Origin of the sequence: Psychrobacillus psychrotolerans, assembly GCF_900115805.1 — a bacterium.
Lineage (GTDB): Bacteria > Bacillota > Bacilli > Bacillales_A > Planococcaceae > Psychrobacillus > Psychrobacillus psychrotolerans.
In genome coordinates this window covers 22,918-43,647 of the sequence record NZ_FOXU01000005.1, presented here as the reverse complement: position 1 = coordinate 43,647, position 20,730 = coordinate 22,918, and the positions used below count along the sequence as shown (strand labels likewise).

Sequence of the window (20,730 nt, the reverse complement as noted above, 5' to 3'; positions counted from 1 at the left end):
GTCCTTATTTAGTATTAAAAGTATTTATTTAATAGCGTCAACGATACCTTGTAATTGGTCTTTATATTTATTTTCAAGTTTTTTTGCTTCTTTAACAATTAGTTCCTGTTGTTTAATAACTAATTTATTTCTAAGTTCAACAATTGCTTGTCTTACTTCAGCAGTTTTAGCAGTAATTGCTGCAATAATCTCTTTTTCAGTTAAATCACTTTCAGTTTTCAACTCTCTTTCTAGTGAACCTTTTGCAGTGGCAATTGCGGCTTCAAGTTCAGTAATAGCTTGTTCTGTTGTTTCTTTTAATTCAGTATCTATACCTGAAATAGCAGATGTCCCTAATCCTTCAATATATCCAGGTAATTCTGTTCTTGCATTTTTTAATGCTTCATTACCAGTATTTTGAATACTTTTATTTGCTTCTTTGAAAAGTTTATCAAATTGACTCTCCATTAAAGCTGAAATTTGATTTTTCTTCTCATTAACCGAATCGATATGCTCTGTAGCTTGTGCTGTTATAGAGGAGTTCTTTTCATCAATTTGTTCACCTTTAGTAGTTTCAATCCGGGCAGATGCAACTGCTTTACGTTCATTATATATGGTTGTTAAATTTGCATTAAAGTCGCCTACTTCCCCCACCGCAAAACCTTCAATAGCAGATTTATTATTTCCAAATTGACCATCATACCAAGATTTTAAGTTAGTTCCTGCATCTGATGCTCCGAATGCCGCTCCAGCTCCCGCAAATAGTGTTACTGCTACTGTTCCTGCGATTACTTTACCTTTAACTGTTTTCAACATATGAATATCCCCTTAGAATTATAGTTTTTTATGAATGAGTTCTACTTACCAAACACTTCTATTAACACTTCATCGATGTCTTGATCAATTTCTTTATCAATTGCTTCATGGTCAATACGTTCATCGATTTTTTCTTCCTTTAGCTCAGTAACTACTTCGTCCAACTGGCTTTTAGTTTCCTGTTGATACTCTTCGATACCAGCCTTTGAATCTTTTATCTGATTTTCAATTACCTCTTGAATAGTAGTTTGATAACTTTTAATTGTTTCCAATATGAAAGTATTTACATCTTCAAAGGTTTTTTCTACTTTAGCTAAACCAACTTGTCCTTCACTCTCCTTCTGGAACGATTGACTATACCATTTAGAAAGGGAGGTTCGCGGCAAGCCACTGGCGTAAATGGTACTGGATCCTAGTAGAATACAAAACACTAAAATAATTCCTACAACTTTTTTCATTGTTTACAACCCCTTTCGCGCTGCCCTCAATCATTGTATCCATATACCTGCTTTTTTATACCTAAATAATTTGAAATAATAACCTCCCATTAGTTCTTTAGTTTATTTTTCCTTCACTTCTTTTTCACATCTGATTAGTTAGTGACAGAAGATTAACATAATTATACTTTTGCTAAATTTGCGGATAACATCTTCTTCATAACTTCTACTTTTTCTACAAACAAAGTCATAACTTCTACAGTTGCGACTTATTGTAGGGGTATAAAGTTACAAAAAGACTCCTCCCTACTTCAAAATATACCTAAAAACAAGTCCAATTACTTATTACCAAATAAAAAAATACATAAGATTAATTTTACGCATTTCTTTTTACCTATATTAGATTCATTTCTTCCCTCATAACCAAATCCCTCTATGATGAACTCATCTTTTAGTGATGTCTAAATAAAATATATCAACTCTTTATCTTGCATCCATTGCTCCTACTATAAATTGATGTATTTTCAGACTTACAGGATAAAGACTTAGCGCTTCGGAAACTTTTTGCGATTCACGAAACTCCATAACTATCTGTTAGTTCCTCATTAGCAAATGTAGTGTTGGATATGTTGCTGAGATTTTCTATATAAATGGATTAGTGTAAAGTGGGGGTGCTAGCTGGTAAATTACTTAGTTCCTTTGTGTTTATGCTGGTACACATTCCTACCTAGTCTTTAATGGTATTGCTGTAGTATGAACAGCTAAAGGTCAAAAAAACTCCTCACCAATTTTAAGGTGAGGAGTTTATATTGTTATGCCATTTAATTAATAATGCCATAAAACACTTTTTACTACTCCTAGCGATGCGTATCATGTTGTGGCTGAAACAAATCCTCTTCAGCATTTCTAACCATTGAAAAGTTATCTACATTATAATGTCCATGCAGTATTTTATTGTGATGATTAATAATTTGCTCCGCTGAAAGAACAGATGACCCAGTTGTTGAATGTCCATCTCCAACTAATGTAACGTCTAATTGTGAAACGGTTGCAGTACGTACCGCTGTATCGATGCAATGCTCAGTCTGACATCCCATAATTACTACGTGTTTAATCTCGTGATCATCAAGATATTCCTTTAATCCAGTTCTATAAAATGAGTTCGTTGCAGCTTTATCGAATGTCTTCGAGTCTGCTGGTTGATTAATATCGCTGTGTACTTGAAACCCTTCACCTTTTCCTTCTGCCACATCTGTATCTCTCACAAAAATGATCAAAGCGTCTGATTCAGTTGCTTTCTTTATTACTAAATTGATATTTTCAATTAGCTTTTCTTTTTGAAATACACTAACCTCTTGGTCATTTCCTTCTATTAACTCCTGTTGCGCATCGATGATTAATAATGCTTGTTTCATAACCACACCTCTTTTTATTTTTTCAATTCCTGGACGAATCAAGCTCCCATTCCATTAAAAGACTACTATCTTCTAATTCTTTCACAACTCGAAACCCGCATTTTTGATAACACTTAATAGCTTGCAAGTTATTGCTTTTGACATCCAGTACCACTGTATTGATGCCTAGTCTGGAATTTAAATACTCTAACAAAGCACTAATCATCTGAGTCCCTATCCCTTTACCCCATAAATCAGATCTTCCGATAAATTGATCAATTCCATAGATAGGTTCTTTCAATGGATAGCCGTATATTTTTAACTGCTCTTTAGGAACTTTATAATATTGAATATAGCCTACCGATTCTTCTTTATATTCCACAATACAAGGCATTACGTAATGCTCTTTATTAATTCTCGGACCGTACTTTGCAATTATTTGTTCTAATGTCAGCCTCGGACCATAATACTCTATGACCAAATCATCATTTAGCCATTTTGCCATATAAGGAAAGTCGCTTTCTCTTATAATTCTAATAGTCACGTCATATTTATGAATCATAGCGCTCTCGCTTACTTGTCACAAAAATTCGGAAGATCTGCATGGATATAATACCCCTCCATTAATATTTGCCATTATCAAACAGTGAATCATCTGACTCCACACACTGGATGGTTACTTCAACTCATCGGTGATCAGTGGATTTTGCTTACTACATGAAACGAGTAAACGTGAGAGAAGTAATATAAGATAACAAAGCATTTTGGGGGATGAAAAAACATAGCTACCTACTTTTCTATAATTGTCTTATACTTCTAAATATTTCATATTATCATTCATCTCTGATAGAATATAATTCATACAATAAATATTAGAACGAATCTAAAGGGGAGTATGACATGAATCAAAAACGGTATCGCAGGCGTAATACGATGGCATTTACAGTACTTGCTTACTTTACGTTATTTGCAGGTGTTGTTATGTTCTGCATCGGGCTTTATAACGCAGACAATCTGCAGCTTAATGAAAAAGGATATTACATCGCAGTAATGATTTTGGTTGCAGTTGGAGCCATTCTTACACAAAAAGTTACTCGAGATAATGCTGAGGACAACGACATCATTGCGGAGCAAGAACAGGAACGACAAATGAGCAACAACCGAATCCCATCGAGTTCTAAAGAATCTTAATAAAAGTTTAAATCCTGTCGTTATTTTTACACAGGATTTTTTTATTGTTCTATTTTATTTATGTATATAACGCCATTAACTTGCTCCAATAAAAAAATATCTGGGTTTTTCATCTGTTGCCACTGAGCAAACCCAAAAGTTGGATCATAGTGATTAATGAGTAGCGACAAAATATTTCCGTGAGTAACAATTCCTACGCAATGCTTTTGTTTGTGTTCAAACACCTCCTCTAATACTTTTCGTATACGGGAAAGTGCATGATTACTAGACTCCCCACCTAAAAATATTAAATCTCTTTCTATAAACGTTCTCTCTAGTTGTTCTAACCAGTCCTCCATAGGTTCTGCACTCAACCTGCGTTCTTGTAAATTTTCATCTATAAGGACAGGAATTTTATTGCTTTCGGAAAACGGTTCAATAGTTTGGAGTGTTCTTTTGTAGGGACTTGAAATAATATAATCGATCTGTAATTTCTCTAACAAAGGAACTAACTGTATGGCTTTTCCTTTCCCTTCATTCGTTAACTCCGCAGATGGTTCTTGCCCCGTTGCCTCACAATGCCTGATTAAATAAATTTTCTTTCCTACCATTTAATCACCCCTTTACATTAAATTCGCTATTTCTACTTTTATTCCTGTTAAATATATAAATTTTCAGAATTATTATATATACTTAATTTAACTAACTATTGAGGAGTGATTAAGATGAAAAACGTTCTACAGGTGATTGAGAAGTAAAGTATTACACTTTCTCTTTCCAACCCAACAAACCTATACACTATTACAGGATGAAAAGAGGAATAATTTTGTACCAAGACAATGAATTAGTTATTAGACCTATTAAGCGTGAAGATTTAACGAGACTTTGGGAACTAATGTGCAAGGACGAAAAGCCAGAGTGGAAAAAATGGGATGCCCCCTATTATGAATATAAATCGGTACCGTATGACAAATTCATGGAGAAAGCAGATTCATATATAAATAGAGACGACTTTTGGGGGATAGAAGTAGATGGGTTATTAAGAGGAATTGTTTCTTACTACTGGGAGCATGAACCTTCAAAATGGTTGGAGATGGGTATCGGACTTCACGAAGCCGGCAGTTGGGGAAAAGGATTAGGAACGCGTGCTTTCAGACTTTGGATGAATCATCTATTCACTACACTACCACTTGTTCGAGTTGGTTATACCACTTGGTCAGGTAACGAGCGAATGATTCGAGTCGGCGAAAAACTAGGCATGACAATGGAGGCTCGCATTCGAAAAGTGCGGTACTATGATGGATATTACTATGATTCCATTCGAATGGGCATTTTACGAGAAGAATGGGATAACTCAGCAGCCAACAATTAATCTAAATTGTGTCAGACAGAGCAATATAGTAAAGAATCTACACACTTTTTCTAAGTAGAGTGGGACATTTATTGATATACTACTTAAATAACAATCTTATATGTAGGTGGAATCAGTATGTTGTCCTTTATTTTAACCGTTAAAAGATTTAGCGAAGCTTTAGTGAAGGCTTTTAAAACTCCGATGTTCTTATCTCTCTTTACCACGTTATTTCTGATCATTCTTTCTGGCACACTCTTCTATACAAATAAAGAAGGTTGGGGTGTCGTAGATGCCATATACTTCTGTGTTGTAAGTCTAATCCCAACTGGTGTAAATACAAACTTAACACCTGTAACCAATTTAGGTAAAATATTCACCATGCTATACTTGGTTGTAGGTACAGGGGTCATGTTTATCACACTACTTACTTTGGGAAAAACAATGATTAATACAAAAGCATTAGAAGAAAGAAAAACAGAGGGTAAAAAGAAGCTTAATGAGTATAGGAAGAAAAAATAACTATATGAGTATCAAAACCAAGGACGTTCAATTGAGCTCCTTGGTTTTTTTCTTTTAATTGTTTTAATTTATTAAAACGTAAAGGAGAACTCTTCTCTTACCACGAACTTATAACTTAGCTGAATAATTAAGGGAGGAACATTAAGATGCATGAAGTTATAGATCACCTTGGTAGAAATGTGATTCTTCCTCATTCACCTAAACGCATTATTTCTATATGCCCAGCCATTACAGAAACACTTTTCTCTTTAGGCTTAGAAAAAGAAGTAATTGGTCGCACTAAATATTGTATCTTTCCTAAAGGTACAGTTGACCAAGTCCCGATTGTAGGAGGAACAAAAGAAGTTGATTTTGAAAAAGTTAAAGCGCTTCAGCCCGATCTTATATTTGCTGAAAAAGAGGAAAACACGAAAGAAATGGTATTGGAACTTGAAAAAATAGCACCAGTTTTCGTGCTAGAGGTAAAATCTATACTGGATGCATATAGGCTCATCACTACACTTGGTGAAGCTACAAAGACTACAGAGACTGCAAACTTCCTTTTAACTTCCTGCCAAAAATCGTTTCAATCCGTAGTAGGTAAAGGCAACGGTAAAGCCGCATATGTTATTTGGCGGAAACCTTATATGGTCGTTGGTGGCAACACTTATATAAATGACGTGCTACATCAAATGGGCTATCAAAATCCTTTTACTAACGAAGGCTCTAGATATCCTGTTGTAACAAAAGAGCAGTTAGCTAATGCTCAACTTGATAAACTTTTCCTAGCTTCAGAACCATTTCCATTTCAACAGAAACATTTAACTGAGTTCCAATCATTTCTTCCCCATACAGAAATAATATTAGTGGATGGTGAGATGTTTTGGTATGGCTCCAGAATGCTGGTGGCTGGGGAGTATTTAGCAGAATTAGAAAGGGACATGTGAATTGGAGTTTATAATAATAATTGGCGGCATTATAATAGTTATTACTTGCCTGGCAATTGAAGTTAGTCTTAAAAAAACAATTGAACAAAATGAAAAAATAATAGAACTGTTAAAACAGTTGGAAGAAAAATAATTTCTATCTTATTATGAAACGGCGGGCGTTAGACTAAATACAAAATAGGCACCTTCCCAATTCGAGCATTGGGAAGGTGCCTATATTAGTTTTGAAAACGGGTTTCCATTTTTTTAAGCTGCCAGTCATAAATAAAGTTACCAAAAGGAATAAATGCCACTGCTAATGCTAGCAAAGACCAGATAATATTCCACTTTAATCGAATTTGTACATATAAAATAACAAGTACATACGAAACAAAGATAAAACCATGTACAGAACCAACTATCGTAACTGCCATTGGTATATCCATCCAATACTTTAAGGGCATCGCAATAAACAGAAGGACTACCAAGGATATCCCGTCTAATATACCTGCAATTCTTAATTGTCCAAGTGTGTTTTTCATCATACATTTATACCTACATTTCTATATTTATATCTTCTTCACAAATTCGGATTTTAGCTTCATCGCACCGAACCCATCAATTTTACAGTCAATATTATGATCTCCTTCTACTATTCGGATACTCTTTACCTTTGTACCTTGTTTTAACGTAGAAGAACTACCTTTTACCTTTAAGTCTTTAATAACCGTTACGGCATCCCCATCCGTTAAGATATTTCCATTTGAGTCTTTTACAATTTGTTGTTCCTCATTATTCTCACTATCCACCTGTTGAGACCATTCGTGAGCACATTCCGGACAAACAAACATATTTCCGTCTTCGTATGTATATTCAGAATTACATTTTGGGCAATTTGGTAAAGCTGCCATATTATATTCCCCCATTCCACTTATTAGTCTCCATTCTAAAGTATTGCTTCACTGCATTCAACCACATACTTATTCTTTAATGTCTAGATGTTTACCACATTCTTCCGATGGGTACTCAATCTTTAAGACTATAACATTAGGAGTGAGCTAATATGGAAGAAGAAAAACGTGTAGAGGTTCATCGCGAGGAAAGAACTGACTCAGGAATGGTTGGAGCTACTTTTATCAAATATGCAGCATATTTAATCATATTCTTTGGTGTTCTTTGGTTCTTAATCTCCTATGTGTTCCCGATGTTTTAATTCCAAATATGGAAGCGCCTATGTAAGCACTGATAAGCACTGGAAGGATTTCACGTAAAGGCATACCTTGCCTTTACTAAAATCCTGAAGTGACTCGAGGGGATAGGCGCTAGAACTAGACAAAATAGAAAAGCGATATCCCCATTCGTATTCCAATGGAGATATCGCTTTTCTTATTCTGTTTCCGGAAAGAAAGCTTGAGCAGTTGGAATATCCACTAAACTTGGCCCCGCATAGGCTATTGCACTCTGAATGACAGATTCTAGCTTGTCCTCATCATGGACTCGAAAGGCTTTCCACCCACACGCTTCGGCTATCTTAACAAAGTCTGGATTAGTTAGCTTAGTTCCTATTTCTTTTAAACCTGCTGCTTGAATTTTGTCACTTTCCATTTGTAACGAACCATTATTGAATACAATAACGGTAATATCTAAATTATACCGAGTAGCGGTCAAAAGGTCTGCTAGCACCATCTCGAGGCCACCATCACCTACAATAGCAACAACTTGTTCCTCTGGTTTCTCCATTTTCGCTGCGATTGCTGCAGGCAATCCAAAGCCCATGGAACGCCAATAACCCGAAAAAAATATGTTCTGATTACTTTGCCTAAAATTACGATTCATCCATACTGTTACATCTCCAGTATCAATTGTTAGGATTGCGTTTTTTGCAACTGATTTCTCTATGCCTCGTACTATACGTGAAGGGTGTAACGGGTAATCCGTGGCTTTCCCTTCTTGTTCGTTCTCAATAGCCCATTTAGTTTTAATCTGCTCAATACTATTAAGCCAGTCGGTATTCGGCTCATGTCCTGCGATGGTCTCATGAAGAAGTGGAACAACTTGCTCCGTTTTACCTTTAATAGCAAGTTCCACTGGAATACCACTTGTAGCACTTTCTATATGTGTATCAATTTGAATAATTCTCGCCTTTTCCGGAACATAACCTTCTGGCCACCAGGAAACACCAGCAAGAAGTACAACATCAGCGTCTTTAAAAACTTTCGGGGCATGAGGGTTTCCTCCTTCTCCAATCCCTTGGAGAAGATATGGAGTTGTCTCCTCAAAAAGTCCTTTTCCACCGAAGCTTGTAATAATGCCTGCTCCCCATAGTTTAGCTAAACCTTCAATCGCTTCAGTGGCTTTCCAGGCACCTGCTCCAGCTAATATCATCGGTTTCTTTGATGTTTTCATCAGGCTCGCTACTTTTTCCAAATCATCCCTTTGAAATGTCTCTGCTCCTTCAATTACTTGAGGAAGTGGTCGTGCCTCTACCTCGGTCTCTTTCTCAAATAAATCCTTTGGAATAGAAAGATGGGTAACCGCTCGTTGTTGCAATGAAATTTGAGTAGCTTTCTGTAGTAACTCAACAATTGCATCTTCACTAGCTAAATTTGCCGAGTAGGTAGCAAATGGTTTAAACAGCTCTTGTTGGTCTACATATTGTTGAAAATTGGTACCAATTTTATTTAATGGTGCTTGACCTGTGATAGCTAGTACTGGGGCTCTATCTGCATATGCATCTCCCAATCCATTTAGCAGATTTGTTGCACCTGGTCCCATTGTAGATGTACAAACTGCAAGGTTTCCGGTAAGCTTCGCTTCTGCAGAAGCCATAAATGCTGCAACCGATTCATGTTTCACTGCTATAAATTCAATCTGATCCTGTTTAGCTAATGCATCTAATAATCCAATAATTGTATCCCCTGTGACTCCATAAATACGCTTAACGCCGTAGTAAGATAGCTGATCCAATATCACTTCTGCAACTGTTTTTCTCATAGACTAACCACTCCTTTATATTCTCCTATACTTAAAAGGTGCCCTTAATCCTTATGAAATAAACTTTTATAAATTATATAGAATCGGTCGCAACAAAAAAAGCGTCCATAAAGTCTAGTAATAGACTTCATGAACGCTTATTGATCATTTTATACTAATTGTTTTGAAAGTTTTGTAGCAGCTGCTTTTACTTTTTCTAAGCCTTCTGCAACGATTGCATCTGCTTGTGCAGGCATAGCATTATGGCCTTCAATAATTACTTCGTCCACAATTTGCATACCGAAAACGCCACCTAATACATTTTTCATGTAGTTAACAGCCATTTCCATTGGTGCTGCTTCTGGTGCAGAATAAATACCACCACGAGCATTTAAGATAACTGCTTTTTTGTCCGTTAACAATTGCACTGCTTGACCATTTTCGTCGTATTTGAACGAGAAGCCAGCTTGGTAAATATAGTCAATAAATACTTGTAATGGTGCTGGAATTGTTAAGTTCCAAAGTGGGAATGCGAATACTACTACATCAGCAGCAGTTATAGCATCCATTGCTTTTTGTTTAGCCGCTATTAAACGAGCTTCTAATTCTGTTAACTCTAATCCCTCTGATAATTTACCAAATGCATTAAAAAGATCTTGTCCGATAAAAGGCATGTCTTCTGCAAATACATCATAAGTTGTTACGTTTGCGCCTTCTAGATTTGCCATAAATGTATCATACATTCTGCTAGAAATAGCTTCTGCAGAAGGACGGTTATTTGCTTTTACTACTAAAATATTCATTAATTATTTCCTCCAATGTTTTATTACCTTGGTAATCATAACAACTTATTATACTACTTTCAATTACTTTGAATTCAAAACGAATATAACTACTTTTTTGTCGTCACTAATTTTTCACAATTCCTTTAGCTTAGTAGCTAAATCTTCTACGTGTTACCAGAATAATAATCATTGCTGGAATTGTACATAAAATCATACCTAAAAAAGATAAACCTGGTTCAATTTCATATAGATAGCCACCAACAAATGTTAAAATAGCTGTGCTTAGGCTAAGTGCTAATCCGGAATAAATACCTTGCGCATTGGCAATTTGTTGTTTTGGTAAAGATAAATTCAAGTAGCGAATAAAAGCAATATGCGCCATTCCGAAAGATAGTGCATGTAGCGCTTGAGAAATGATAAACATTCCAACGCTAGGGAATAAGTAAATCATACCCCAGCGGATGGTAGAACCAATCCCTGCTAACAACAATAAGGAGGAAGGTCTCCACTTAGACAAAAAGGTATCTGCCTTCATGAAATACAAAACTTCAAAAATAACCGCAATATTAATAATCATACCGATATAGAAAGGATTTACATTTAAACCCTGCAAATAAATATATCCATAATTGTAATAGGCAGCATGTGCACCTTGAAGTAAAAAAACAACGACGAGTACAATCGGAAAGGTTTTCACTTTCCAAAGCTCCTTCATCGATAGCTTCCCTTTTCTATCTTGTGGGGAGGGAGTTACAAGTAAGACTGGCGGAGTCGGCATGAACTGCTTGATCAATAAAAATAATAATCCTATAATCATACTCCAAAGAATCGCTTGCTCTCCCCAAACCCCTGTTAACATACTTATAATAAGTACTGCAACTACAAACCCAATGGATCCATACGACCGACTTTTTCCGTAGTGCACCTTTCCTTGTCGTACAAGTGAAGAAGCCCCACTTTCAATGGCTGGCATTAACGTCGGATACACTAAACTAAATAATAGTGTGATCAGTAGCAAAGACATGCTAGAAGTTGCCGGTATATAGAGAACAGTTGCAAATAAAGCCAGTATAGTAAAGGTAATAATTATTTTTTTGCTACTCATAAATTTAGACATAAAAGGAAATAAAAACATTGTTGCGGCTGCACGTGCAATTAAACCAAATGCCATAATCATACTTGCATTAGCTACAGTTAAATTCTTCCCTTCAACTAACCAACCGGTCCAGTATGGTAAAAAGATTCCCCATGTAAAAAAGAAGACAAAAAAGCTCTGCGAAAGCCAACGCTGATTGTTTATCATTTTACAAAACCTCCATTCGCTAGATTGAATGTTAGCATGAGTCAAATTATAATAATAGGAGATATCTCATATATTTGAAGGGTGGATGACATTCCATGAATTTACTAAAGGGGTTAGAAAAGGAATATTACATAGAAAAATATACAATTCAATCACTTTTTTCTTTTGACATTTCTCCCTTTGTACAGGTTTTTCAATTTGAAAAGGGCAATTTTATCATTCAAGAAGGATCAGCACCTGAGTATCTCTTTTATATGGTAGAAGGTAAGGCAAAACTCTACGTGTCCCACAAAAATGGCAAAGTTTCATTGATCAACTTTTTAACCCCACCAATATTCATGGGAGAAATCGAGCTATTAAACGAAGAAAAGTATTCCAAAAGTATTCAAACTAGCTCAAAATGCATTTGTTTAGGAATCGCAATTGAAAAATGCAAAGAAAAACTACTAGCGGATGCTCACTTCCTGAAATATTTATGTATATTTTTAAGTAATAAATCAACTGCTCATTCTACCAAGTATACAAAGCATCAAGCGTATCCGCTAGAAAATAAACTAGCAGAGTTTATACTTTTATCCTCACACGAAGATATATACAGGGAAAAGCATACGGAAATCAGCGAGTACTTCGGCGTATCCTACCGACATTTACTGCATACATTTGCTCAATTATCAGAAGCAGGTATGATAGAAAAAATAAAAATGAGTTACAAAATATTAGATAGAGAAAAGCTTCAGGCGTTAGCCGACGAAATCAAATAAAATACGCCGTAAATGAGCCAATCCTATCGATTAGTGAAAACGTTATGATATCTTTTTAAGACAGCTTTCTAGAGGAAGCACTATTACAAAAAACACCTTGTAACGAATTTCTAATCGCCCCAAGGTATATCTATTATTACTATTGATTTAATACTACTTAGCTGTATATTTTTTAATAGCAGGCAGAATCTCAGTGCCTATAAGTTCAATATTCTTCATAAGTTTCTCGAAAGGTACGCCGCCAAAATCCATTTGTCCGATATATCTTTGATGACCAAATACTTCATGCTGGTATAGAATTTTTTCAATGATTTGCTGTGGACTTCCGATATTCATGACATTATGCGGGTCTGCTCCTAACGCAAATGCGTCTCTTGGATAACCACTGCCATTCGATAATTTCATCCCTTCATTGATATAAGGATAGTATTCGTTTTGTGCTTGTTGTGTCGTTTCTGCTGCATAGAAGAAACCAGCAGTTGCTACTGGAAGTTCAGCAGGATTATAGCCACTACTTTTAGCTGCATCGCGATATGCATCAATGGAGCGTTTAAAAGAAGACGCTGGTCCTCCTAAAGTAGCTAAAAACATTGGGACACCAGCATGCCCTGCCTTAATCGCACTTGCAGGATGTCCACCGACTGCACGCCAAATGGGTAGTGAACCGTCTTGCGGGCGTGGGATAACACTTGCATCTTTCAATGGCGCTCGGAATTGTCCACTCCAATTGATGACATTCTCTTGGTTTATCTTCAATAATAACTCAAACTTTTCTTCGTATAATTCCTCATAATATCGAACATCAAACCCTAACAATTCGAATAGACCTATTCTAGATGCGCGTCCAGCTACAATTTCTGCACGTCCTTTGGATAGCAAATCTATTGTGGCAAAGTCTTCATAGACTCGAACTGGATCTGACGTACTGATGATTGAGGATGAACTCGCAATCTTAATCTTATTAGTTGCTTGTGCAATTGCTGCCAAAACAACTGTGTGAGCCTGTGTTGCAAAATATTCCTGGTGACTCTCTCCAACACTGAAAAAGTCAATTCCCGCCTGCTCTGCTAACTTTGCCAACTCTATAATTTCATGTATGCGCTGCGCTGCAGAGATACGTTCTCCTGTATGCGGATTTGGCATATGATCCCCTAATGTATATAACCCAAATTCCAATCCTTTGCTTTGATCAATACGATATTTTTCCATTTACCTCACCCTTCTAATTAAATACTTTTCTCCATTTACGATGTTAATAATATTACCTCTACGAGTAGTATAATATTGAAAGTCAAAATACATAAGTACGCACAAAAAAGTGGTATAGTATACTAAATGATACTAATGAGAGGAGATTGCATTATGGGGATAGAAATGCAACCAGAGCTTTGCAAAGTAGACGACGCTTTAGGTATTCTAGTGGGAAAATGGAAACCGATTATTTTATTAATCCTATTACAAGAAGGTACAAAAAGATTCAGCGACTTAAAACGTAGTGTACCTGGCATTACTCAAAAAATGCTAACAAAACAGCTTCGAGAGTTAGAAGAGGAAGATATTATTACACGCAATGTCTACGCTCAAGTCCCACCGAAAGTGGAATATTCCATGAGTGAGTATGGAAGAAGCTTAGAACCCATTTTGATGGCTATGCATGAATGGGGAACTGCACATACTCTTCATAAAACAAAAAAAGTACAACAACAAACAGGTTGACTTGCGATTGATTCTCATGATATTTCAACTAATGCCATAAAAATCGGCCCCTAAAAAAGGAGCCGATTTTTTATGTACAATAACTAGTTCATTTCTCCAGCTGGCATTACCATATCAATATGAGGAATATTATCCTCCAAATATACCTCTGACACTGTTTCAAAACCAAAGGACTTATAGAAATCCTCCAAATGAGCTTGAGCCTGAGCATAAATAGCCATTCCCGGATAAATAGTTTCGATATATTCCATCCCCCTAGCTACAAGCTCTCTACCTAAACCAGATTTTCTATGTTCTCGGTCAACTAAAACTCTACCAATATGGATCATATCTTCTTTCGGGAACACACGCATGTATGCACTTAGTTCATTATTTTCTTCTTTAAAAATATGTGTACTAATAAGATCTACATCGTCTACTTCCGGATAAGGACAATTCTGCTCCACTACAAAAACCGCCACTCTTACTTTATAAATTCGTTGTAATTCCAATGCACTCATCTCTTCAAATGCCATATAATTCCACATACCCACCACTCCTTACGATAAATCCTATTATATACCATCAATGAGATTACCGATAACTCTTCCTAGGCCTCTAACTAACCAGAAACCCATTCGGAAGGGCAGAAGAAGTAACTCTGGTATCCAAAAGAAAACATCAAATAAAAAGTCACCAAAAGTATAATGATCACTATACTTTCTACGTTCCTTTCTAACTTCTTTCTTATTCTCCCAGCGCTCACTCAATTATTACCACGCCCCCAATAAAAGATTTCATTTCATCTATGCCCATCTTTTCTCGCTTGTATGTACCCATAATAAGTACATGTTCCATGTTGGTTTAAATCCTTTACTTCAAAGCCACATTTCTCATAAAAACTAAAATTATTAGCAGATGTATGAGCGAACCAATCGCCGTGAGGAAGCTTTTGCACACATAATTGTACAAGCTTTTGGCCAATTCCTTTTCCTCGATATTCCGAATGCACTGCTAAATCCATAATATTTGCTGCCATTATTTGATCGGAAATAACTCTGACCATTCCAATCATTCTTTCATCCTCCCAAACGGTATATGCCCAGGTAGAATTTTCAAATATTAAAGTGAACTTCTCTTTCTGCCAGTCTGGTGTATGCTTACTCCAACCCGCATCTTTAAAGAGTTCCTCTACATATTCGGCAGGGATCCCCTTTGTTCCTTCCCTAATAACGAGCCCTTCAAAATAGTGATACATTCCATACTGCCCCCTTCATGTCATTAATATATATACTACATGTAGGTAGTTATTTCCTTTTTTACATCTATCCAAAAAAAGACTGCCCATGGATATGGACAGCCCCTACTTAACTAATCATTAAATCTCACAAGTGTTCTTTCTTCTACACCATAATCACTTAATCCGTCTGCACTAGGATCTTTGTCATACTCTAGTAAAGCCATCATTTTTTCTGTTCCTTTAATCGAAGCCCAATCAGCATCATTTACGATTAGAAACATGTCTGCATATGCTCTTCCTCTTCCAATGACATTGTTCCCCTCATATTTTACGTTTAACTCCATGCCCTCTAGGTTAAGTGCTGCTGGCTCTTTCTTAGCAAAAAGTATTCCCTCGCCTACCGCTACTTTCGGAAGAGATGAAATTACTGCTGTTTTAGCTTTTTCTTGATTTGTTATTTCTCTTATTAATTTTTTCTTTACAAGTGATTGAGCAGTTTCGTCTTTTAAGACAAGGATACGTTGCCCATCATTTTCCACAATTTTAATCTTGTACTGATCTTCCTTTACTAATTCATCCTTCTCTCGCTCTAAAGAATCGATGATTTGTTGTTCTTCCCCATATAGAATTACTCCATTTGCTTTTTCGAACATACCGCACCCTGTTAACACTGTTGATATTAAAAAGGCAGTTAGACATACCATAAGTAATTTTTTCATTTTAATTAGCTCCTTTTCTATTTTCTTAAACCTTCCTTGCTACTGACTTTAGTATAGGAGAAATCGTTATTTCCAGCATTCGCTTTAGATGACGTTAGCATTACATTTTTGCAACATTGCATTTTTACGCAAAAAAAGAAGAGTCGTCTATTTTAAAGTAGACGACTCTGTTTGAAATTATCCTGTGAAAACCTGATCATACGGGTATCGATAATGAACGTTCTTTGGCTTCATAAGTATGAAAAACAAAGTTAGAGGACCAATTCTCCCGATAAACATTACCATACATAAAAGCACTTCACCTACATCACTAATTTGTGAGGTTATCCCCATTGATAGTCCAACTGTTCCAAAAGCCGATACAACTTCAAATGCTAGAGGTAAGAAGGAGATCTTTTCGGTAACAGTTAATAGAAATAAAAAGAAACAGACTATAAATAAACTTATCGTTGAAATCGCTAGAGATCTTATAACTGTCTCCAAACGAATAGACCTTCCAAATAATTCTGGCTCACTACGTTTACGTAAAAAAGAAAATGTTGCTAATACGATTACGATAAATGTTGTTAGCTTTATACCAGACGCTGTCGATGCACTACCTGCTCCTATAAACATTAAAACCATCGTGACGAGTATAGTCGGATCTTCCATATCACCGTAATTTAATGTATTAAATCCTGCTGTACGAGGACTTACACCTTGGAAGTAGGATACCATTAGTTTATCCTGTAATGGCATAGAGCCAATTGTTGCCGGATTATTATATTCCAACAGGAAAACAAAAGCGATAGCTATAACATTGATAATGATGGTTCCTACAACCATCATTTTCGTATGAAGGGACCATTGCTTAAATGACTTTTTCTGTTGAATATCCACTACTACAGTAAACCCGATTCCGCCGATTATAAATAATAATGATAAAACGATATTCACAATAGGGTCATGCGCAAAGCCAATGAGGTTATCAGGAAATAAGGCAAACCCAGCATTATTAAATGCAGAGATTACATGAAAGACACTTAAATATAAAGCTTCCTTAAATCCGAAAGTCGGTATCCAGTGTATAGTCAAAACCAATGTGGCGAAAAGTTGAACCGATAGAACGAATGTTAAAATCAGCTTCACTAGCTTTATAATGCCGCCAACTGAGTTTTGATTGAATGATTCTTGTATATAAATACGGTTTTGGAAGCCTATTTTCTTCTTTAACAGTATTAGTATAGCTACTGCAAATGTCATTAAACCAATGCCACCACATTGAATAAGTACCATTAATACAACTTCTCCAAATATAGTCAATGTACTCCCAGGGTCAAAAACACTAAGCCCTGTCACAGTAGTCGCCGACGTAACTACGAATAATGCGTCTATCCAAGATATATGGGTGGTTGTTGCAATAGGCAATTTTAACAAAAGGGTTCCAACGAATATTAAAAACAAAAAACTTCCTGCAATAATAACAGGTGGCGACATAGTCCTTCTTTTCCTTTTAAGAGTTTGCATACGAGCACTTCCTAGAACCAGATTTGAAAAACCTATTTCTTGAAGAGAATTTGAAGGTAATAATACTCCGAAGTATTGAACTTGTAAATATATTTTTTAGCTCGAAAGGTACCATCCCACAGACTAATATAAAACTAATCGCCGTTCTCCAAAGATAGAAAAAACATTCTATATCATATCTATGTTATAAATAAAGAAACTATCAATGGAGGTGCAGGAATGGAGGGAAATAAGGAACAGATTGTGTACTGGACATTCTTAAATTGCGGACCATGGGAGATGTATATTGCCGCTACTACAGAAGGTCTTTGTTATGTTGGTTCACAGCATGCGCCATTTGAAGAACTTGTTAAATGGGTAAAGAAACGACTCCCTAGTTATATACTTTCGGAAAATGAGGATGTACTGAAATCTTATGAAACGGAACTGACGGACTATCTGGAGAGCCGACGTACAGAATTCACAGTGCCAATGGCTCTTCATGGTACAGCGTTTCAACAAGCTGTTTGGAAAGTGTTGCAGGAAATCCCGTATGGTCAAACAGTTTCGTACACGGATATCGCTCACCAGATACAGAAACCTAATGCAGTTCGTGCTGTTGGCACTGCTATTGGTGCAAACCCTTTATTAATCACCGTTCCTTGTCACCGGGTCATCGGAAAAAGCGGAAAATTGACCGGATACAGGGGTGGTTTAGACATGAAAGAACAGTTATTAGGGATTGAAAAGTAGCAAGACCCCTTGTGTTAAAATATTTACTTCAAAATAAAAAGGTTGACCAATAGGTGGTATCATACTATAATTTCGTTTAATATTATTTATATTAAACGAGCGACGAAAAGAACTATATTAAGCCGGTCTCCCTGTTGGTAGAGAATCAGTGGTTGGTGAAAACTGATACAAAGATTAGGTGAATTTCATTCTTGGAGCTTTTTTTATACTACATCAAAAAAACGACGTAGTATAAGAACGGATTAAACCGTTATTTTAACCAAGTGGGAAACATAGATTTGTTTCCAATTAGGGTGGTACCGCGTGAATAGCCACGTCCCTATCGTAAAAGATAGAGACGTGGCTTTTTTGTCTTTTCATATAGAATAGACATAATAAAAATAGATTGGAATGGTTCGTTTGCAAACATCAGAGCAATGGTCATCAAAGATTGGTTTTATCCTATCAGCTGCAGGATCGGCTATCGGAGTAGGGGCAATATGGAAGCTCCCTTACGTAACAGGCATTAGCGGAGGAGGGGCATTCTTCCTTCTTTTTATATTATTTACTTTGTTTATGGGATTTCCGTTATTATTAGCTGAGTTTGTCATTGGGAGAAGCACGCAAAAAGAAGCGATTAGTGCATATCGTAGTCTTGCTCCTAATACTAATTGGCATTGGATCGGAAAGTTAGGAGTATTCACCAGCTTTCTTCTATTGTCTTTTTATAGTGTAATTGGTGGTTGGATTCTAATCTATTTTGCTAAAGGGATGTTTGGTGGAGTAATTAGTGAGGGTGCAGATTATGGGTCCGTGTTTAACACGACCATTGGAGATCCTCTCATAGTTATTATTGCTCAATTTGTATTCTTGGCTATTACAGTTGTAGTGGTAGCTAATGGGATACAAAATGGTATTGAAAAAGCAAATAAAATTTTGATGCCCGCTTTGTTTGGACTATTTATCGTTCTTATCATTCGCTCCCTTACACTAGATGGCGCTATGGAAGGTGTGAAATTCTTTCTAGCCCCTGATTTCTCGAATATCACATCCCAAAGTGTGCTATTTGCGATGGGACAAGCTTTCTTCTCTCTAAGTGTCGGCGTGTCAGTAATGGTTACTTATAGTTCTTATCTCTCTAAAAAAGAAAGCCTTATACAACCAGCTATTTCAATCGTTTCAATGAACTTGTTGATTGCATTATTGGCAGGGTTAGCTATTTTCCCCGCTGTTTTTTCACTAGGCTTAGAACCAGCTGAAGGTCCTGGTTTGCTATTTGTTGTATTACCTGCTGTTTTTGATCAAATTGTTTTTGGAGAAGTCTTCTTAATAGGATTTTTAGCATTATTTTTATTTGCTACATTAACCTCGGCCTTTTCTATGTTAGAAATAATTGTAGCGTCTTTAGTCAAAGGAAAACAAGAGAAGCGAACAAAGTATGCGTATATCATTGGACTATTAATATTCATAGTAGGAATCCCATCCGCATTATCTTATAGCGTTTTTGCTGATATTCTTATTTTCTCGAAAAGTCTATTTGATTCCGCCGATTATTTAGTTAGTAATATTTTAATGCCATTAGGAGTACTTTTAATCTCTATTTTCATCTCACATAAGATTGAGAAAAGTACTTTACGAGAAGAACTATTACAGCATTCTCGCTTAGGTGCTACTGCATTTAATATATGGTTTTTCATAATGAAGTTCGTCATTCCATTAGTAATTATTATTGTATTCCTTGATGTAACTGGCTTACTGGATAAATTAATTGCAATCTTTTAATATATACTATCTGGAAAAGTAGTGTTTCCAAGCTTTCTACTTATACAATTAAATATGTTGAAAGAGCTTATTCTATAAAGGAATAAGCTCTTTCAATTCTTAAATCTTATCTGTTTTTTGTTTCTTTTGTAGATAATTCACTTTCCGTAACCCATTTGTGGTTTTTCACTATTTCTCCACCTGAAGTTGGTGTGTAATCGACCATATATACAGTTGTTAGTTCTGCTGAATCAATATCTGCAGCAGCACCTTTCATTCCAGCCATGTGGTCAGCTTCAATCGTAACCTTTGTCCCCGGCTCTAAAATTTTATCTCCAGCATCTTTCAACTCTTCTTGAATGACCCACTTATGATTTTCTACTCTTTCACCGCCAGATATTGGTGTGTAGGAAATGATATAGGCAATCGTATCATATGCACCAACGATAGTTGCCTCTGCACCTTTCATTCCCTCCATATGATCTGTTTTAAGAATGGCTTGACTTCCAACTTCATAGGTCGGATTATCAGCTACTTTCACGCTTTCTGGGACTTCCCCTGTACTAGAGTGATTCATGCCTGAATGATCCAGCTCGATGTTTTCATGTTTACTTGCTTCCTTGTCATCACTGGCACATGCCGACAACGTAAATGCAGTTGCTAATGAGACAATTCCAATTACTATTTTATTCATCATTATCC

General features: G+C 36.2%; 26 protein-coding genes and 1 other annotated feature. Of the genes, 9 read left to right on the top strand and 17 right to left on the bottom strand.

Annotated features, from left to right (window positions below; translation table 11 throughout):
- Window positions 1-24: 24 nt before the first annotated feature.
- From BM260_RS10960 to BM260_RS10945, 4 genes are all read right to left on the bottom strand, one after another.
- The gene (locus tag BM260_RS10960; protein WP_093537395.1) at window positions 25-795 is read right to left on the bottom strand and encodes a hypothetical protein; all 771 of its coding nucleotides are present in this window, start codon (window positions 793-795) and stop codon (window positions 25-27) included.
- Window positions 796-836: 41 nt separating this feature from the next.
- A complete protein-coding gene (locus tag BM260_RS10955; protein WP_093537394.1) occupies window positions 837-1,253 on the bottom strand; it encodes a hypothetical protein in 417 nt (138 codons plus the stop codon).
- 836 nt (window positions 1,254-2,089) lie between these two features.
- Window positions 2,090-2,647, bottom strand: coding sequence for an isochorismatase family protein (locus tag BM260_RS10950; protein ID WP_093537393.1), 558 nt, complete (start codon window positions 2,645-2,647; stop codon window positions 2,090-2,092).
- A 22-nt stretch (window positions 2,648-2,669) separates the two neighbouring features.
- On the bottom strand, window positions 2,670-3,188 hold the full coding sequence (locus BM260_RS10945) for a GNAT family N-acetyltransferase (protein ID WP_093537392.1): 519 nt from the start codon (window positions 3,186-3,188) through the stop codon (window positions 2,670-2,672).
- Window positions 3,189-3,526: 338 nt separating this feature from the next.
- Here BM260_RS10945 and BM260_RS10940 point away from each other — a divergent pair, with 338 nt between their 5' ends.
- Window positions 3,527-3,817: a YiaA/YiaB family inner membrane protein gene (locus BM260_RS10940; RefSeq protein ID WP_093537391.1), complete on the top strand. Its 291-nt coding sequence runs from the start codon at window positions 3,527-3,529 to the stop codon at window positions 3,815-3,817.
- 41 nt (window positions 3,818-3,858) lie between these two features.
- Here the strand turns inward: BM260_RS10940 and BM260_RS10935 are convergent, their stop codons facing one another.
- Window positions 3,859-4,407 (bottom strand): histidine phosphatase family protein, encoded by a 549-nt coding sequence (locus BM260_RS10935; RefSeq protein ID WP_093537390.1) that lies wholly within the window; start codon window positions 4,405-4,407, stop codon window positions 3,859-3,861.
- Between the two features lie 215 nt (window positions 4,408-4,622).
- Here BM260_RS10935 and BM260_RS10930 point away from each other — a divergent pair, with 215 nt between their 5' ends.
- From BM260_RS10930 to BM260_RS10920, 3 genes are all read left to right on the top strand, one after another.
- Window positions 4,623-5,168, top strand: a complete 546-nt coding sequence (locus tag BM260_RS10930) for a GNAT family N-acetyltransferase (RefSeq protein ID WP_093537389.1) — start codon at window positions 4,623-4,625, stop codon at window positions 5,166-5,168.
- A gap of 117 nt (window positions 5,169-5,285) precedes the next feature.
- Window positions 5,286-5,669, top strand: coding sequence for a potassium channel family protein (locus BM260_RS10925; RefSeq protein WP_093537388.1), 384 nt, complete (start codon window positions 5,286-5,288; stop codon window positions 5,667-5,669).
- A 146-nt stretch (window positions 5,670-5,815) separates the two neighbouring features.
- Window positions 5,816-6,595 carry an ABC transporter substrate-binding protein gene (locus BM260_RS10920; protein WP_093537387.1) on the top strand — a complete coding sequence of 260 codons (780 nt, stop codon included), beginning with the start codon at window positions 5,816-5,818 and terminating at the stop codon, window positions 6,593-6,595.
- A 218-nt stretch (window positions 6,596-6,813) separates the two neighbouring features.
- Here BM260_RS10920 and BM260_RS10915 read toward each other — a convergent pair whose 3' ends face one another.
- Together BM260_RS10915 and BM260_RS10910 are read right to left on the bottom strand one after the other, a co-directional pair.
- Window positions 6,814-7,119 carry a DUF3817 domain-containing protein gene (locus tag BM260_RS10915; RefSeq protein WP_093537386.1) on the bottom strand — a complete coding sequence of 102 codons (306 nt, stop codon included), beginning with the start codon at window positions 7,117-7,119 and terminating at the stop codon, window positions 6,814-6,816.
- A gap of 24 nt (window positions 7,120-7,143) precedes the next feature.
- Window positions 7,144-7,485 carry a zinc ribbon domain-containing protein YjdM gene (locus BM260_RS10910; protein ID WP_093537385.1) on the bottom strand — a complete coding sequence of 114 codons (342 nt, stop codon included), beginning with the start codon at window positions 7,483-7,485 and terminating at the stop codon, window positions 7,144-7,146.
- A gap of 152 nt (window positions 7,486-7,637) precedes the next feature.
- On the opposite strand from BM260_RS10910, the gene BM260_RS18435 reads away from it, so the two are divergent.
- Complete coding sequence (locus tag BM260_RS18435; protein WP_175454042.1) at window positions 7,638-7,787, top strand: hypothetical protein; 150 nt, start codon at window positions 7,638-7,640, stop codon at window positions 7,785-7,787.
- 173 nt (window positions 7,788-7,960) lie between these two features.
- On the opposite strand, the gene BM260_RS10905 is transcribed toward BM260_RS18435, so the two are convergent.
- The 3 genes from BM260_RS10905 to BM260_RS10895 all read right to left on the bottom strand — a co-directional run bounded on the left by BM260_RS10905 (window position 7,961) and on the right by BM260_RS10895 (window position 11,632).
- Window positions 7,961-9,568, bottom strand: coding sequence for a thiamine pyrophosphate-binding protein (locus BM260_RS10905; protein ID WP_093537384.1), 1,608 nt, complete (start codon window positions 9,566-9,568; stop codon window positions 7,961-7,963).
- A 149-nt stretch (window positions 9,569-9,717) separates the two neighbouring features.
- The gene (locus BM260_RS10900) at window positions 9,718-10,350 is read right to left on the bottom strand and encodes an FMN-dependent NADH-azoreductase (protein ID WP_093537383.1); all 633 of its coding nucleotides are present in this window, start codon (window positions 10,348-10,350) and stop codon (window positions 9,718-9,720) included.
- A gap of 130 nt (window positions 10,351-10,480) precedes the next feature.
- Window positions 10,481-11,632, bottom strand: coding sequence for an MFS transporter (locus BM260_RS10895; protein WP_093537589.1), 1,152 nt, complete (start codon window positions 11,630-11,632; stop codon window positions 10,481-10,483).
- 98 nt (window positions 11,633-11,730) lie between these two features.
- On the opposite strand from BM260_RS10895, the gene yeiL reads away from it, so the two are divergent.
- Window positions 11,731-12,396: a transcriptional regulator YeiL gene (gene yeiL, locus BM260_RS10890; RefSeq protein ID WP_093537382.1), complete on the top strand. Its 666-nt coding sequence runs from the start codon at window positions 11,731-11,733 to the stop codon at window positions 12,394-12,396.
- 153 nt (window positions 12,397-12,549) lie between these two features.
- On the opposite strand, the gene BM260_RS10885 is transcribed toward yeiL, so the two are convergent.
- Entirely contained in the window at window positions 12,550-13,605 is a 1,056-nt protein-coding gene (locus tag BM260_RS10885; protein WP_093537381.1) for an LLM class flavin-dependent oxidoreductase, read from the bottom strand.
- A gap of 159 nt (window positions 13,606-13,764) precedes the next feature.
- On the opposite strand from BM260_RS10885, the gene BM260_RS10880 reads away from it, so the two are divergent.
- Window positions 13,765-14,112, top strand: a complete 348-nt coding sequence (locus BM260_RS10880) for a winged helix-turn-helix transcriptional regulator (RefSeq protein ID WP_093537588.1) — start codon at window positions 13,765-13,767, stop codon at window positions 14,110-14,112.
- Window positions 14,113-14,195: 83 nt separating this feature from the next.
- Here BM260_RS10880 and BM260_RS10875 read toward each other — a convergent pair whose 3' ends face one another.
- The 5 genes from BM260_RS10875 to BM260_RS10855 all read right to left on the bottom strand — a co-directional run bounded on the left by BM260_RS10875 (window position 14,196) and on the right by BM260_RS10855 (window position 17,556).
- Window positions 14,196-14,639 carry a GNAT family N-acetyltransferase gene (locus BM260_RS10875; RefSeq protein ID WP_093537380.1) on the bottom strand — a complete coding sequence of 148 codons (444 nt, stop codon included), beginning with the start codon at window positions 14,637-14,639 and terminating at the stop codon, window positions 14,196-14,198.
- Between the two features lie 27 nt (window positions 14,640-14,666).
- Window positions 14,667-14,861 (bottom strand): hypothetical protein, encoded by a 195-nt coding sequence (locus BM260_RS10870; protein WP_093537379.1) that lies wholly within the window; start codon window positions 14,859-14,861, stop codon window positions 14,667-14,669.
- Window positions 14,862-14,893: 32 nt separating this feature from the next.
- On the bottom strand, window positions 14,894-15,349 hold the full coding sequence (locus tag BM260_RS10865; protein ID WP_093537378.1) for a GNAT family N-acetyltransferase: 456 nt from the start codon (window positions 15,347-15,349) through the stop codon (window positions 14,894-14,896).
- A 113-nt stretch (window positions 15,350-15,462) separates the two neighbouring features.
- On the bottom strand, window positions 15,463-16,050 hold the full coding sequence (locus BM260_RS10860) for a lipoprotein BA_5634 family protein (protein ID WP_093537377.1): 588 nt from the start codon (window positions 16,048-16,050) through the stop codon (window positions 15,463-15,465).
- Window positions 16,051-16,227: 177 nt separating this feature from the next.
- Window positions 16,228-17,556 (bottom strand): TrkH family potassium uptake protein, encoded by a 1,329-nt coding sequence (locus tag BM260_RS10855; RefSeq protein ID WP_093537376.1) that lies wholly within the window; start codon window positions 17,554-17,556, stop codon window positions 16,228-16,230.
- Window positions 17,557-17,775: 219 nt separating this feature from the next.
- Between BM260_RS10855 and BM260_RS10850 the strand changes: the two genes are divergently transcribed.
- Window positions 17,776-18,288 carry a methylated-DNA--[protein]-cysteine S-methyltransferase gene (locus BM260_RS10850; protein WP_093537375.1) on the top strand — a complete coding sequence of 171 codons (513 nt, stop codon included), beginning with the start codon at window positions 17,776-17,778 and terminating at the stop codon, window positions 18,286-18,288.
- Window positions 18,289-18,381: 93 nt separating this feature from the next.
- Window positions 18,382-18,612, top strand: a binding site (T-box leader).
- A 75-nt stretch (window positions 18,613-18,687) separates the two neighbouring features.
- Window positions 18,688-20,049, top strand: coding sequence for a sodium-dependent transporter (locus BM260_RS10845; protein ID WP_093537374.1), 1,362 nt, complete (start codon window positions 18,688-18,690; stop codon window positions 20,047-20,049).
- Between the two features lie 106 nt (window positions 20,050-20,155).
- Here BM260_RS10845 and BM260_RS10840 read toward each other — a convergent pair whose 3' ends face one another.
- Window positions 20,156-20,725 (bottom strand): YdhK family protein, encoded by a 570-nt coding sequence (locus BM260_RS10840; protein ID WP_407691712.1) that lies wholly within the window; start codon window positions 20,723-20,725, stop codon window positions 20,156-20,158.
- Window positions 20,726-20,730: the final 5 nt, after the last annotated feature.

Excerpts from the sequence above, each read along its gene's own strand:
- BM260_RS18435 (WP_175454042.1), top strand. The coding sequence starts at position 7,638 with ATGGAAGAAGAAAAACGTGTAGAGGTTCATCGCGAGGAAAGAACTGAC.
- BM260_RS10885 (WP_093537381.1), bottom strand. The coding sequence starts at position 13,605 with ATGGAAAAATATCGTATTGATCAAAGCAAAGGATTGGAATTTGGGTTA.
- BM260_RS10955 (WP_093537394.1), bottom strand. The coding sequence starts at position 1,253 with ATGAAAAAAGTTGTAGGAATTATTTTAGTGTTTTGTATTCTACTAGGA.
- BM260_RS10925 (WP_093537388.1), top strand. The coding sequence starts at position 5,286 with ATGTTGTCCTTTATTTTAACCGTTAAAAGATTTAGCGAAGCTTTAGTG.
- BM260_RS10920 (WP_093537387.1), top strand. The coding sequence starts at position 5,816 with ATGCATGAAGTTATAGATCACCTTGGTAGAAATGTGATTCTTCCTCAT.
- BM260_RS10840 (WP_407691712.1), bottom strand. The coding sequence starts at position 20,725 with ATGATGAATAAAATAGTAATTGGAATTGTCTCATTAGCAACTGCATTT.
- BM260_RS10910 (WP_093537385.1), bottom strand. The coding sequence starts at position 7,485 with ATGGCAGCTTTACCAAATTGCCCAAAATGTAATTCTGAATATACATAC.
- yeiL (WP_093537382.1), top strand. The coding sequence starts at position 11,731 with ATGAATTTACTAAAGGGGTTAGAAAAGGAATATTACATAGAAAAATAT.
- BM260_RS10900 (WP_093537383.1), bottom strand. The coding sequence starts at position 10,350 with ATGAATATTTTAGTAGTAAAAGCAAATAACCGTCCTTCTGCAGAAGCT.
- BM260_RS10850 (WP_093537375.1), top strand. The coding sequence starts at position 17,776 with ATGGAGGGAAATAAGGAACAGATTGTGTACTGGACATTCTTAAATTGC.
- BM260_RS10860 (WP_093537377.1), bottom strand. The coding sequence starts at position 16,050 with ATGAAAAAATTACTTATGGTATGTCTAACTGCCTTTTTAATATCAACA.
- BM260_RS10855 (WP_093537376.1), bottom strand. The coding sequence starts at position 17,556 with ATGCAAACTCTTAAAAGGAAAAGAAGGACTATGTCGCCACCTGTTATT.
- BM260_RS10905 (WP_093537384.1), bottom strand. The coding sequence starts at position 9,568 with ATGAGAAAAACAGTTGCAGAAGTGATATTGGATCAGCTATCTTACTAC.
- BM260_RS10950 (WP_093537393.1), bottom strand. The coding sequence starts at position 2,647 with ATGAAACAAGCATTATTAATCATCGATGCGCAACAGGAGTTAATAGAA.
- BM260_RS10960 (WP_093537395.1), bottom strand. The coding sequence starts at position 795 with ATGTTGAAAACAGTTAAAGGTAAAGTAATCGCAGGAACAGTAGCAGTA.
- BM260_RS10915 (WP_093537386.1), bottom strand. The coding sequence starts at position 7,119 with ATGATGAAAAACACACTTGGACAATTAAGAATTGCAGGTATATTAGAC.
- BM260_RS10935 (WP_093537390.1), bottom strand. The coding sequence starts at position 4,407 with ATGGTAGGAAAGAAAATTTATTTAATCAGGCATTGTGAGGCAACGGGG.
- BM260_RS10875 (WP_093537380.1), bottom strand. The coding sequence starts at position 14,639 with ATGTGGAATTATATGGCATTTGAAGAGATGAGTGCATTGGAATTACAA.
- BM260_RS10940 (WP_093537391.1), top strand. The coding sequence starts at position 3,527 with ATGAATCAAAAACGGTATCGCAGGCGTAATACGATGGCATTTACAGTA.
- BM260_RS10865 (WP_093537378.1), bottom strand. The coding sequence starts at position 15,349 with ATGTATCACTATTTTGAAGGGCTCGTTATTAGGGAAGGAACAAAGGGG.
- BM260_RS10945 (WP_093537392.1), bottom strand. The coding sequence starts at position 3,188 with ATGATTCATAAATATGACGTGACTATTAGAATTATAAGAGAAAGCGAC.